The following is a 12,863-nucleotide window of genomic DNA, read 5'->3' as shown; positions in this document are numbered from 1 at the left end:
ATCCCGAAGCTCTGGGCGCTCGCTCGGACCTGCTCGCGCTCAGGGTCTGGCCAGGAAGGCGGGGTCTGTGGGAAGCGACGCCACCGCCTGAGCACAAGGCGAGGTGGATGCGGCCCCTGCACAGCTGTGAGAATGCGGTCCCGACCGGCAACCCGAGGCTTCGTGCGATCTCGCTGACCTGCTCGCCCTCCGCGACGAGGATGAGCATTTTCCCGAGGTCGACGACAGGCGCTACCTGCGCCGTCGCCCGCGGGGCGCTGAGAGCTCTGAGAGGATGCGAACGGCGATCTGCGCGGTCGCGAGGTCGCCCGCCGTGTGGGCAGCGGCGATGGTCTGCGTGAGGGTCGCGACGATGACTTGGCGCGGGCTGCTCACCGGAAGCATGGTCGGGGTTGCTGCGGGTCGGGAAGCGTTCGCCAGCGCCGCCTGCTCCATGGCCACTGAGGGCACCGCCGGAGCAGTCACGGAATCGTCCTGCCGACCAGAGATCGCGGGATTAGTGCCCGCCATCTCCAGATTGACGTCGGCATCGACCCCTTCAAAGCCCACTGAAACCCGCCAATCGCGTCCTCCCGCTTCCCCTGGAAAGGCCACGCCATCAACACGTATCGCTGCGTAGAAGGCCCGGCCTTCACTCCACGACCTGCTGAGCTTCGCTCGCCGCGTCCCGCGAGATTCAGCCCCTGATGGTCGCACCATAGATATTCGCGACGAAATCCGCGTACGTCATCCGAAACCGCCCGCTCCCCTCCGGCAGCGGCGCGCGGGGCGGGTTCCCCTGGCAGCTGTCCCACCCCCCCGGATTGCGCATAATCACCGAGGCAGGCGTCCCGTCCGCCCCACGCTCGATCTTCTCGCCCGCGACCCAGTGATAGCCCCCTTCCCATTTCAGAAGAACCGGCACCTTCTCCCCGCGTCCCAGTGCCCCAGCGACATCATCAGCCACGGACGCGCCGCTGCGCAGCAGCGCCGACACGCTCGTATAACTGCCGCCCATGATGTCCTGGAACAGGCTCGTGAAATTGCCGAGCGGGACGCGCGAGTCGCCCCCCAGAGCAGCCCAGAACGAGTCGTTGTCCTCGGGGTTGTCGTAATCGAAGATCCAGCTCATCAGGGTCGCGTGGTTCATGAGCGCGGACTGGAACAGCCGGTCGATGTCGATGCGGCCCGAGGCGTCGCGCGAGATCGCGTTGCGCGGCATCCTGAGCACGCGGCCGGAGCGGAGCGTCACCTCGCCCGCCTCCCGCGTGATCCCGTCGAGGAGCCGCGTGAACTCGGCCGGATCGGCGCGCAGCAAGACGTACTCCATCGTCCCCGCGCCGCAGGTGCCGTGGCGCGCCCCCTGCTTGACGCGCAGCGGGTTGTCCACGTGCCGGATCGCCTGCGCGAGCACGAGGTGCGGATCGATGCCGCCCTCGAGAACGAGCCTGCCGTCGCGCCGGATGCCCGCCATGGTCGCGAGGTTCGGCAGCAGCGCCCCCGCGTGCAGCCGGCCCGAGGCCAGCAGCCTGTCGAGCGCGGCCAGCGCGCGCGCGTCGCCCCCGAGCGCGCGCCGGACCTCATCGAGGCGCGCGCTCCGATCGGCTGCGAGCGCGCCGGCGGCGGCGGTCGCAGGCCTGTCGCCGACGGAGTCCACGGCGGGCGGCGGCGCGTCCGGGTCCGGCTCGGCCCCGGGCACGATCCGCGGGAGCCTTTTCGCATCCGTGAAATAGCCCTGATCGTGGCGCGAGGCCGCGGCGGACGCCTGGACCGCGGACGGCTTGCGGCCGAGCGCCGCCACCTCCTCCGGGCTGAGCCCCGCGGCCCTGGCAAGGGCCTCCTCGAGCGGCTGCGCACGCCGCGCCCCGAGGCGCCTGTCGAGGGCGGCGATCGTCGCGGCGTCCACGACACCCGTCTGCGGCAGGCCCTCCGCGGCCTGCAGCGCGACGATGGCGGCGTGCGTCTTCGGCCCGAACGAGCCGTCGGCCTTCATCGCCTCGCCGATCGCGCCGAGCGCCTCTTGCAAGGCGCGCACGCCGTCGCCGTGCGCCCCCTGCGCGAGCGTCGCCGCGCCCGCCGCGACCGCTCTCAACACCTCGTTCGACGCGAGCTCGGGGGCGCCGAGCCGTGTGTTCCCGCTGTCCCCCATGGGTCCCCTCCTGCGATCACCAGGCGCGCTGGGTTCGTCCCAGGATACCACGCCGCGCCCGCCGGTGCGCGCGTCAGGCGGAGCTGCGTTGCGCGGCCCCTGGGCACCGCGAATTCGTCCTTCGGACAGATCGTGGGACTGCTTTCCTTTCTATCATCGGGTCGGGACGATTGCCGCGGCGCGAAGAGCCGTCAGCTCTTGCCGAGCGTCTGCTGGAGCTGGTCCACAAGCGCAACAGCCTCCCTCTGTTCGACGGGCGAGGCGTCCAGCGCCCGCAGCGCATCCATGAGCCGGTCTCTCGTGAAGACCTGATATTGACCACTGAACGGATTCAGCTCCGGCGTGTCCATACCATGGACCACTCCACGAACGAATGTCGAGCCTGTCACCAGGCAGATCTTGCTCGGCATGCGAAACAAGGATGAACATGGGTGGCTCATCATGCGCTGCCACTGGGCCGGAGACGGCGCGCTGCCGTCCGTCACGATCAGCGTGCGCGTACGGGTACGCCCCTGAAAATGAGCCACGATCGCGTCGAGGTACAGGTTCCACTCCTCGTCGGACGGCGCCATCTTTCCCTGTAGAAGCACGAAGATCTCGCCCACCGCTCCGAACGCCATCGTCTTCATGTAACGAAGAATACCACAATACGCTGGAGAGCAGAGTGGATTGCATTCTGTCCCGGCAGGAGCGTGCGCCCGAGCCATGGAGGACGTCGCTCTACCGATCGCCCAGCGTGGGTCAGGCCAGCAAGGTGCTCGCGCGAACGGCACCGCACTCTGCCGCGTGCGCTCTTTCGCTCTCAGTGCAGGGCGTGAGACGATGGGGGCCGGAGGAGCAGCTATGAAACCGATCGCAGGAGCAGCGGGGGACGGCGGACATCTGGAGCTCGGGATGTTCGGCCCGAACGGCACGGGCCACTCGATGTCGAAGGTCCCCGAGCGATGGTATCCCACCTGGGAGAACAACCGCGACCTGGCGCTCGCAGCCGAGGCGGCGGGCATGGAGTTCCACATCCCCTTCGCGCGCTGGAAAGGCCACGGCGGCGAATCCAACCCTCAGGGCGCCATGCTCGATCCCGTTGTCTGGGCAGCGGGCGTCCTCGCGATCACGAAGCGTATCAAGGTCTTCACGACCGTGCACACGCCCTTCGTGCACCCCATCGTCATGGCGAAGCACCTGGCCACGATGGACCACATCGGCCCCGGGCGCGTCGGCCTGAACATCGTCAGCGGCTGGGACAGGGAAGAGTTCGAGATGTTCGGCATCCCCCTGCGCGAACATGATGAGCGGTACGAGTACACGAAGGAATGGCTCGACGTGATGCGCGCGCTGTGGACAGCGAACGACCCCGGCGACCATCGGGGCCGGTTCTTCGACCTGCCCGGGCTCGTCGGCGAGCCGAAGCCGCGCGGCAAGATCACCCTGATGAACGCGGGGGTGTCCAGCGCCGGCCGGGCCTTCGCGATCGAGCACTGTGATCTGCTGTTCAATATCCTCGTCTCTCCCGAGGCGTGCCGGGAGGAGGTCGCGAAGGTCAAGGAGGCGGCGCGCCGAGCGGGTCGCTCCATCGACGTGTACACGACGGCCTGCATCGTCTGTCGTCCCACCCGGAAAGAGGCCGAGGAGTACCACGACTATTTCTCGAACAAGATGGCCGACTGGCCCGCGACCGACCACCTCATGCAGCTGCTCGGGATGGACTGTCAGTCCTTCTCCCCGGAATTTTATGCCATGTTCCGGCAGCGGTTCGCCGCGGCGCACGGGCACTACTCGATCGCCGGCGATCCGGGCCATGTGGCCGAGGAGATCCGGCGCATCCGTGACACGGGCGTCCGGGGCCTCACCCTCGGATTCATCGACTTCGCCAGCGAGTTCTCGTACTTCAAGGATGAAGTGATGCCACGCCTCGTCGACCTGGGCGTCCGCCGGCCGCCTGGCTGATTCCGCGGTCATGCTTCCCATCCCGCTGGGCCCACGTGGAGATGGTACTCTGGCTCGGCATCGAGACATCCCGGCCAGCAAACAGGATAAGTTCAACGCAATCGAGAGAAGACGCTCAGATTTCCAGGTGGATACGGCGGCCGAGGGAGACGAGCAGAACGCCTCACGTCCAGCCCTGGGCCGGCCGCGCGTCCACTGGCAGCCGCATCGTGAACGTCGTGCCGCGACCGGGAGCGCTGTCCACATGGACGCTCCCGCCGTGGGCTTCGGCGCAGGCGCGTACCAGCATCAGACCGAGGCCCCATCCCTGTGCGCGGTGCTCGCCCGCGGCGCGCATGAACGGATCGAACAGCGTCTCTTGCGCTTCCGGCGGGATCGGCGCGCCCTCGTTGTGCACGCTCATCTCGACGCCGTCCCGCAGCTTCGTGATGACGACGGCGATCGGCGCGTCCTTCGCGCCGTACTTCAGCGCGTTCGAGATCAGGTTCCAGAGCGCGCGTCGCAGCTCCGAGGCACCCCAGATCCCTCGGACGCCCTCGTCTGCATGCAGCACGATGCGGTCAGGGTGATCGACCGCGATTTCGTCGACGAGCTCGCGGCCGAGCTCGCCCAGGTTGCACTCCTCGAGCGTGACCGAGAGGCGCCGGCCGGCGTGAATCCGATCGGCGTCGAGTAGATCGGTCACCATGTGGTCCGCCCGATCCAGGTTGCGGACGATGACCTCGACCCGCTTTGCGACGCTCGGCCCGCTCGCGTCCGGCTGCGCGGCCAGCAGCGTCGCGGCCATCCTCGCGGCCGACAGCGGACCACGGAGATCGTGCGCCAGGACCGAGACGAACTGGTTTCGTGCCTCGCGCGCGACGCGCAAGGCACCGAGCTGCTCGAGCAGCTCCGTATAGAGTCTGGCGTTATCGAGGTGGAGCGCGAGCCGCTCGCCAACCGCCGCGATACGCCGCGTCTCACGGGCGGTGAACGTCCGCTTTTCACGGAGGCCGATGTACAGGACACCCATGAGAGAACGCTGCGGCGGGAGACGGATGCCGAGCAGCGAGTGGATGCCGCTGTGCCGGAGTCTATCCGGCACGTCGAGCAACGTGGTCTCCACGTCGCGCATCGACATCGCATAGTCCTGCAAGGCGACGGCGCCTGCGAAGGACGAGGCGTCGACAATTCGCACGTACTCGACGAACGGCTCGTCGGCCAGGCCCACCGAAGCGGCCATCTCCAGCTTCCCGGTCCTGATGTCGTGCAACAGCAGCGCAGCCGTATCGGCGTCCATCGACTCCATGACGACCTCGAGGACCTTCCTCAAACGCTTCGACGACAGGGGCGCCTCTCCGCCGAAAGGCTGCAAGAACGGGTCATGGAGCAGCCGCAGGTAGCGCTTCTCGGCTTGCTCGTCCTCCAGGAGGTGTTGCCGGAACGCTTGCGCTATGAACACGGAACGGGCGTGGATCTCGGCGAAGAGGCGATCGATCTCCTCCAGGCTCGGCTGCTCTTCGGCGCCTGCAATGGCCCAGGTACGCACGATCGCGCGGCCGAGGATGGCGAACTCTTCCAGCGCCTCCTCGAGGCTGAAGCCGGCACGCAAGCGGGAGGACAGATGGGTCTCGATGAGTTCGTCTCGCTCGCGGCGCACCTCCTCCCCGTCCCATCCACGCGCGAGCGTCCGCACGTACTTGGGCATCATGTTCGTCAGCTCGGGGCTCGCCAGCCCCCGCGCCGCCGCTGCCCTGTTCGCTTCGCTGGCCCACGTTTCGACGATCTCTGATGCGTGCGCCGCGATGATCTGTTTGATCGTCTGCATCGACACCCTCACATCCTTGTCGAGATGATTCTTAAGAGGCTCGACGGGGCGCGTGCCAGTGCGCGTCACCGAGGCTCCGGATCACACCACCCGAGCGCTTGGACGCATTCCCGGATCTCCTGATCAGCGAAACCCGCACGCGCTCGGGCTCGCGCCAGTGATCGCGGTCGTAGCCCTGCCCCGGTCACCGCCCCGACCGGCGCGCCGACCTACCCTGCTTCTCACCGCCTTGTCTCGCCCCCCGCCCCCGGGCAGGCTTCGCCCATGGGCCAGCCCGGCGAGAAGCAGCGCCGCGCCACGTACGCCGACCTCGGCGCCGTCCCGCCGAACAAGGTGGCGGAGCTCGTCCGCGGCACCCTGCACGTGTTCCCCCGACCGGCGCCTCGGCACGCGGCGTTCGCGTCGTGCCGTTCGAGGCCATCGAGCTCGACCTGTCCGTGCTCTGGGCGGAGTAGCAGGCTGCTGCGCCGTAAACGCCCGGCCATCGCCATAGGCACGGCCAATTCTGTTCGCCCGATCCTCGCCGTCCTTCAGGAAATGTTCTCTCCGTGAGCGGAGAGACACGCATCGTCGAACCCCCTGACGGTATCATCCACGCGGTAATTTCGACGAGCCCGGCACCGCGCACGCCCATGAGCACCCCCTCGACCCCTGCCTCCGACGAGGCCGTCCTCCGCGTCCGCAACCTCCACAAGTCCCACGCGCTCGGCGCGACGCCGATCGAGGTGCTCCGCGGCGTCGACCTCGACATCCACGCCGGCGAGATGTGCGCGATCATGGGCCCCTCCGGCGTCGGCAAGAGCACGCTGCTCTCGTGCGTCGCCGGCCTCGAGTCGCCCGATCGCGGCGAGATCCGCGTGCTCGGCGAGGACATGGCCGCCCTCGACGAGCACGGGCGGACGCTCCTGCGCCGCCGCCGCGTCGGCATCGTCTACCAGTTCTTCAACCTCGTCCCGACCCTCACCGGCTACGAGAACATCGTCCTCCCCTACCTCATCGACGGCGCCGCCCCCGACCACGACGCTGCGTCGCGCATGCTCGATCGCGTCGGCATGCGCGCCCGCGCCGAGCACCTGCCGTCGCAGATGTCCGGCGGCGAGATGCAGCTCATCTCCATCGCCCGCGCCCTCGTCCGCCGCCCCGCGCTCGTGCTCGCCGACGAGCCGACAGGCAACGTCAACGTCGCGACCGGCCGCCGCATCATGGCGCTGCTCGCCGACGCCCTCCGCGACGCCGGCAGCGCCATGCTCCTCGTCACGCACAACGCCGAGGACGCCGCCCGCGCCCACCGCGTCGTCTTCATGCGCGACGGCCTGCTCCTGCACGACGCCGCCCTCGCGGGCCCCGCCGTCACCTCGGCCGCCGTCCACGATCGGCTGAAAGAGCTCGGCATCTGAATGCTCCTCCTCCTCCGCGCCCTCCTCCAGCCGCTCGTCCGGATCCTCGCCCTGCGCAACCTGCGCGCCGACCGCTTCGGCGCCATGGCCGCCGTGCTCGGCGTCGCCCTCGGCACGGCCACCGTCAACGTCGTCCTCATCCTCGACGTCGGGACGCGCGCCGTCGAGGCGAGGAGCGCCGTCACCAACCCCGACCTCCCCGTCTTCACCGATCAGACAATCACCCTGCGCGGCCTCCGCCCCGACGGGCAGCCCATCGACGCGGAGGACGCCCAGGAGGAGACCCACGAGGACTACGAGATCATGCGGTCCGCGATCCGCCTCGGCTCGCTCTCCGCGTTCCTCGTCGGCGCCCTCATCGTCTTCTTCACCTTCAACGTCGCCGTCGAGCGCCGCCGCCGCGAGATCGCCCTGCTGCGCAGCGCCGGCGCGCTGCCGCCGCAGGTCGCGGCGGTCTTCGTCCTCGAGGCCCTGCTGCTCGGCGTCGGCGGCGCCGCGCTCGGCCTGCTCGGATCGATCCCGCTCGCGTACCTCGCCGCGAAGGCGGGCATCACGACCACGGGCCGCGCGCGCATCCCGCTCAACGCCATCGTCCTGCCCTGGAGCGCGATGCTGCTCGTCTGCGGCACCGGCGCCCTGACCGCGCTGCTCGGCGTCCTGCGCCCGGTGCGCGACGCGCTCCGCCTCGACATCGCGCGCGCCCTTCGCCCGCGCTTCGTCGAGGGCGGGGCCGAGCAGCGACGGCGCATGCGCGGCGTCACGCTGCTCGCGCTGCCGTTCATGGTGCTCGTCTACGGCCTGCTGCGCCCGTTCTTCCAGGAGTCCGTCCCGCTGTTCGCCTTCTTCGTCCTCGAGGCGGGCCTCGCGTGCGCGGCGTTCCTCGCCGCCATCGTCTTCGTCCCGGACCTCGTCGCCCGCCTCGGCGCGCTCGCCGTCCGCCTCGCGCCGCGCCGCTGGGCCGCGGAGCGCCTGCTCTTGCAGCGCCGGGTCGAGCACAGCGGCCACGAGCTCGCCTGGAGCGTCGGCGGCGTGATGATGGTGTTCGCCCTCCTGCTCGCGCTGCACATCGCCACGACGGCGCTCAAGCAGGAGGTCTCGGCCTGGGCCGGCCGCGCCCTCGCGCCCTACGCGTTCCTCTACCCCGATGAGCCGCTCGGCCACGCCGAGCGCCTGCTGCCGCGGTTGCCCGAGCGCCTCGTGGCGGCGCGCTTCTCGAGCCGCACCCCGTGGCCCAACGTCGCCTACGCCGTCCCCGCCGACGAGCTCCTCGCGCTCGCCGAGGCCACGGGCCGCGCCGAGCCGATCGCGCTCGCCCGCCGCTTCGGCCCGGGCAAGGCGCTCGTCTCCACGATGATGGCCCGCCGCTTCGGCGTCGGCCCCGGCGACCAGCTCGAGGTGGGCGGCCGCGCCGGCACGCGCCGCCTCGAGGTCGTCGGCATCACCGACGAGCTCGGCTACGTCCACGCGGCCGGCGCGTACCGCAACCTGCGCACGTACGCGGTCATCGACGCGTCCGACTTCCCGGTCATCTCCCCGTACGTGACCGCGATCGGACACACGATCGCCCTCGCCGATCCCCAGACCGGCGCCGCGGCCGCGCGGGGCGGCTCGGCGACGCCGCCCTGGGCCGAGCTGCTCGCCGACGTGCCGCGCGCGCGCGACGTCCGGATGCAGACGGGGGTCGAGATCGAGGCCATCCGCCGGAAGGCGACGGGGCGCGACTTCGTGATCTTCGACATGATCCTCGGCTTCACGACCGTGCTCGCGGCGATCGGCGTCGCGAACCAGATGGTCCTGGCGCTGCACGCGCGGCGCCGGGAGCTCGCGCTGCACCGCGTGCTCGGCATGACGGCGGGGCAGGTCCGCCGGATGGTCCTGATGGAAGGCGCGCTGGTGGGCGCGCTGGGCGGGACGCTGGCCGTGCTGCTCGGGATCCCGCTGGGCTCCGCGGCGCTCGGCGCGCTGCGCACGGTGTCGACCTTCGAGGTCGAGTTCCATATCCCGCCGGAGTACGGCCTGTTCACGGCGCTCGGCGCGACCGCCGTGGCGCTCTTCGCGTCGCTCTATCCCGCGCGGAGCGCGGGGCGGAGCAACGCGGCGGAGTCGGTCCACTACGAGTGACCACGAGCAGGGACGGGCGCCCGTCCTTCACGAAACTCGCCCGGCCGTCGCGGGCTCTTCTCCCCCGATCGCCCTCGGCGGGACGCCGCGAAGCGCTCGGACACGGCGCTTGCGCAGAGGCGTTCAGCATGACAAGCCACGTTGCATATCGTGGGCGCGACCACATCCCCGCGGGCATGTGCGGCGGTGCCTCCGGCGCGTTCAGCGCGACGGGCGACTCGCTCTCGAAAGTAACTGTCACGGACAGCCTCGCCTAGCTCCATCCACCACGAGTCCGGCAGGGATCCGGAGAGAGGCTTCAACGCAAAGGCGCAAACCTGAGTTTTGTTCTTTTTTTGCGTCTTTGCGTCTTTGCGCCTTTGCGTTGAAATCTCTCTTCGCTCGCGAGAGAGCCCGAGCAGAATTTCTGACCCGCGGCACCAGGAGCTGACGGCGAGCCCACGCGCCCAGCGTCCCTGGCGTTGACATGCGCTCTCCGCGCCCGCCGGGGCGGTCCGCCGCGCCGCGCCCGCTCATGAAGATCGCTCTGGCCGGACATGGAGGGCGGGACATCGGTGTGCTCGCCTCGCGGCGACCCCGGAGGAGGTGAGCCTCTCCTTCGCACGGCGGTGCTCCGCTCGACTTCCGCGCTCGCTCCTTGCCCCTGGTGGTGACCGACATCGACGGATCGACCCTCGTCCAAGAGGAGGTATGTGTGTTATTGGCCCAGCGGTTTGTGCAGATCTGGTTCGGAGTCCTGCTCGCGCTCGCCTCCGCTCCAGCCGGAGCGACGCCCCCGGACAGCGCCGCCCGCTCCGAGGCGGGCTGGGGATATCACCCCCCTCCGGAGGAGCGCGCTGTGTCCTCCCAGGGTTTCTGCAGCCTTGATCTGCCCTACACCGAGCCGCCCTTCCTGGCAGACCAGACGACCGGCATCGCCTGCCCCGGTTACGCCACCCAATCGCCGATCTGCACGGGGCCTTTCTGCCCCGCCAGCGGCGTTTGCCCGGGGACGAGGGCGCTGCACGAGGACCTGAATGCTTGCCAGGGGGCGGCCTGCTGCCTGCCAGGCTCCGTCGACCCGGACGGCGCGGTCAACGTCCTGCCCTACCTGGCGAGGCCGGCGGAATGGCCCTTCTCCGCCGAAGCATCCGTCGACCGCAGCACGAACGTCGACGACAGCCCGGGCATCGCGACGGCCATCGAGTGCGCGGCGTCGCTGAGCGCCAGCAGGCGCACCGTGGCTTTCCCTGCCGGGCGTTACGTGCTGCGCACCCCGCTGCGGCCTCACCATGACGCGCTCACCCTGGAGGGGCCGGAGCTGTCTCCCGAGGCCAGCCCGGGCGATCCCCGGACCGCGACCCTCGTGGCGATCCCCTGCAATCCGGAGCAGTACCCCGGGGCCATCCAGGTCACCCGGGTCGTCAAGCCGGACGGGACCGTCATCAGCGCGGTCCGGGGGCTCTGGATCCGCAATCTGCAGATCGTGGCCACGGAGGGGCCACGCAGGACGGCGAACAGCGGCATCCAGCTGAACACCTGCTCGGACTGCAAGGTGGAGAACGTCATCATGCGCTACTCGCCCCTCGTTCCCCAGCTACCTTCCTGCAAGCCGAGCAACCTGGAGGGCATCGGCTTCACCTGGGGCTCCGGGGGCGTCATCCGGAACGTGCTCGTGGATGGCTTCTCGAAGAGCGGCATCTACCTGTCCTCCGTCGCCGGGTACCACGACACGCCGCCCATCCTCGTGGAGAACTGCGAGATCAGGAACATCACCGGCCCGATCGGCGCCAGCGGGATCAAGATCATCACCGCCAACGTGACCGTGCGAAACTGCCATGTCCACCACAACATGATCCATCCCGGCGACGGCTCCACCACGGTCGCCGGCGGGCATGGCCTCTGGATCTCCACCCAGATCTCCCCTGGGCCCGGGATCCCGAGCCCGGCGCCGTACAACGTCGTGGTCAAGGACAGCTACTTTCATCACAACGGCGGCTCCGGCGTCGTGCTCGCGAGCCCGATCGAGGAAGAACGGCCGAAGGGGGTCCTGATCAAGAGGGTCAAGTTCGCTTACAACGGGGGCCATGGCGTCCACGTGCAGGCTGGCGCCGGCGTGGAGTTCTCGGACGTCTGGTCCTGGGGAAACGCGCTCTACGGCGTGCTCCTGAGCTCGCGGACGACGCTGCCCGCGACCTCGGTCCGGGTAGAGGATGTGACCCTGGAGAACCTGCTCGTCTTCGACAATGCCCTGCGCTTCGCGTCGGGCTCCTTTCCCGGCATCAGGATAGAGGCCAGCGACGTCACGATCCGCGGCGGCACGGTGGCTCGCTGCGAGCCCTGGCGCGGGGCGCAGTCGCGATCCATCCAGCAGCAATGCTGGCTGTCGGGGCCGGCCGGCGCGCAGGTGCTCTTTTCTCCGGAGGAGAACGTCATCTCGGACGTGAGCACCTACGGCACGAGCGCGCCGGAAGTGCTGGCGTGCCCTTATTGACGAGCGGCGGGGGCCCGCGCCGCGCCGGCTCACTTCCCTCGCTTGCGCCGCCGGGGGGCCGGCCGGCGGCGCGTCGTCGCCTCGGCGGCGAACGGCCTGTCGCCGAGGCGCAGCGCGCTCCGCTGCTCCGGGTCGAGCCGCTTCACCGCCGCCCGGAAGTCCTCCCGGGCCAGCCGTAGCCGGTTCTGCCCCGTGTTCTCGTTGATCTGGAGCTCCCGGGCGATGTCCACCACCGGGATGTCCAGCATGTCGTGCATCACCAGCATCACCCGCCGCTGCGGGTCGAGGCTGGCGAGCAGCGCGTCGATCACCTCGGCCCGCTCCATCGCCTCCAGCCGCTGCTCCAGACGGGGCCGGCTGTCGGCGCCGGCGGAGATCGCGATGAGCCGCAGGCCGTCCGGGATCTCGCGGCGCCGATAGGCCCGGTCGCGGTAGTGGCTGACCTGCCGCCACGCGATCCCGTAGAGCCACCGGTAGAGCGAGTCCCACACCCGCCGCGGCTGCCCCTCCCCGATCCACGGGAGCACCTCGCTGAGCGGCACCGGCTCGTGGTCCTCGTCCTCGAAGTCGTCCTCGAAGAAGTCGTCCTCGTCGCGCCGCCCCTGCAACGCGCGCAGCAGGCGGCTCGCGTCGAAGGTCTCCAGATTGCGGTACGAGGCGAGGAGGACGTCGTGCAGCACGTCCTCGCGATCGTTCGCCCCCACGCCAAACCCCTGGAGCAGCCCGCGAAGGAAGGGAACGCCCACCTCGTGCACCACAGCGAAGCTGAGATGTTTGACGCGGAGGGCATCATCTGATCGTGATTCCACATATTATTTTTACGAACCCTCTTTCCGGGTCGTTTTGGAACCCTCCCCCGCGCGCAAAAACCGCGTGTTTTGAAGCGTTTTTTGATGAGCTCACCAGCGACTGACGCCGTGTGTAACGCCGCGGCTCGTCGTGGTGGTGCGTGGCGCGAGCCAGCCCTCATGTCGCGTCCGGAGATCCGATGCT

10 protein-coding genes and 1 pseudogene are annotated in these 12,863 nt (G+C 69.5%); 6 read left to right on the top strand and 5 right to left on the bottom strand.

What is annotated here, in order from left to right; genetic code table 11:
• Positions 1-231: 231 nt before the first annotated feature.
• The 3 genes from WME97_RS46485 to WME97_RS46475 form a co-directional block, all read right to left on the bottom strand.
• Complete coding sequence (locus tag WME97_RS46485) at positions 232-549, bottom strand: hypothetical protein (RefSeq protein ID WP_437547519.1); 318 nt, start codon at positions 547-549, stop codon at positions 232-234.
• A 127-nt stretch (positions 550-676) separates the two neighbouring features.
• The gene (locus WME97_RS46480; protein WP_437547518.1) at positions 677-2,128 is read right to left on the bottom strand and encodes a peptidoglycan-binding domain-containing protein; all 1,452 of its coding nucleotides are present in this window, start codon (positions 2,126-2,128) and stop codon (positions 677-679) included.
• Between the two features lie 191 nt (positions 2,129-2,319).
• Entirely contained in the window at positions 2,320-2,757 is a 438-nt protein-coding gene (locus tag WME97_RS46475) for a hypothetical protein (protein WP_437547517.1), read from the bottom strand.
• Positions 2,758-2,971: 214 nt separating this feature from the next.
• On the opposite strand from WME97_RS46475, the gene WME97_RS46470 reads away from it, so the two are divergent.
• On the top strand, positions 2,972-4,072 hold the full coding sequence (locus WME97_RS46470) for an LLM class flavin-dependent oxidoreductase (RefSeq protein WP_437547516.1): 1,101 nt from the start codon (positions 2,972-2,974) through the stop codon (positions 4,070-4,072).
• A 163-nt stretch (positions 4,073-4,235) separates the two neighbouring features.
• Here the strand turns inward: WME97_RS46470 and WME97_RS46465 are convergent, their stop codons facing one another.
• Entirely contained in the window at positions 4,236-5,879 is a 1,644-nt protein-coding gene (locus WME97_RS46465) for an ATP-binding protein (RefSeq protein ID WP_437547515.1), read from the bottom strand.
• A gap of 264 nt (positions 5,880-6,143) precedes the next feature.
• On the opposite strand from WME97_RS46465, the pseudogene WME97_RS46460 reads away from it, so the two are divergent.
• The 5 genes and pseudogenes from WME97_RS46460 to WME97_RS46440 all read left to right on the top strand — a co-directional run.
• Positions 6,144-6,284: pseudogene (locus tag WME97_RS46460) on the top strand (Uma2 family endonuclease); the annotation flags it as partial.
• A 227-nt stretch (positions 6,285-6,511) separates the two neighbouring features.
• Positions 6,512-7,276, top strand: coding sequence for an ABC transporter ATP-binding protein (locus tag WME97_RS46455; RefSeq protein WP_012241252.1), 765 nt, complete (start codon positions 6,512-6,514; stop codon positions 7,274-7,276).
• Positions 7,277-9,397, top strand: a complete 2,121-nt coding sequence (locus WME97_RS46450) for an FtsX-like permease family protein (RefSeq protein WP_437547514.1) — start codon at positions 7,277-7,279, stop codon at positions 9,395-9,397.
• Between the two features lie 128 nt (positions 9,398-9,525).
• Positions 9,526-9,654 carry a hypothetical protein gene (locus WME97_RS46445; protein WP_437547513.1) on the top strand — a complete coding sequence of 43 codons (129 nt, stop codon included), beginning with the start codon at positions 9,526-9,528 and terminating at the stop codon, positions 9,652-9,654.
• Between the two features lie 437 nt (positions 9,655-10,091).
• Positions 10,092-11,870 carry a right-handed parallel beta-helix repeat-containing protein gene (locus WME97_RS46440; protein ID WP_437547512.1) on the top strand — a complete coding sequence of 593 codons (1,779 nt, stop codon included), beginning with the start codon at positions 10,092-10,094 and terminating at the stop codon, positions 11,868-11,870.
• 29 nt (positions 11,871-11,899) lie between these two features.
• Here the strand turns inward: WME97_RS46440 and WME97_RS46435 are convergent, their stop codons facing one another.
• Complete coding sequence (locus WME97_RS46435) at positions 11,900-12,616, bottom strand: RNA polymerase sigma factor (RefSeq protein WP_437547511.1); 717 nt, start codon at positions 12,614-12,616, stop codon at positions 11,900-11,902.
• Positions 12,617-12,863 lie beyond the last annotated feature (247 nt).

Source organism: Sorangium sp. So ce367 (assembly GCF_051520455.1).
GTDB lineage: Bacteria > Myxococcota_A > Polyangia > Polyangiales > Polyangiaceae > Sorangium > Sorangium cellulosum_B.
Note: the sequence above shows the minus strand (reverse complement) of the source record. Positions and strands in the feature narration are given on the sequence as shown.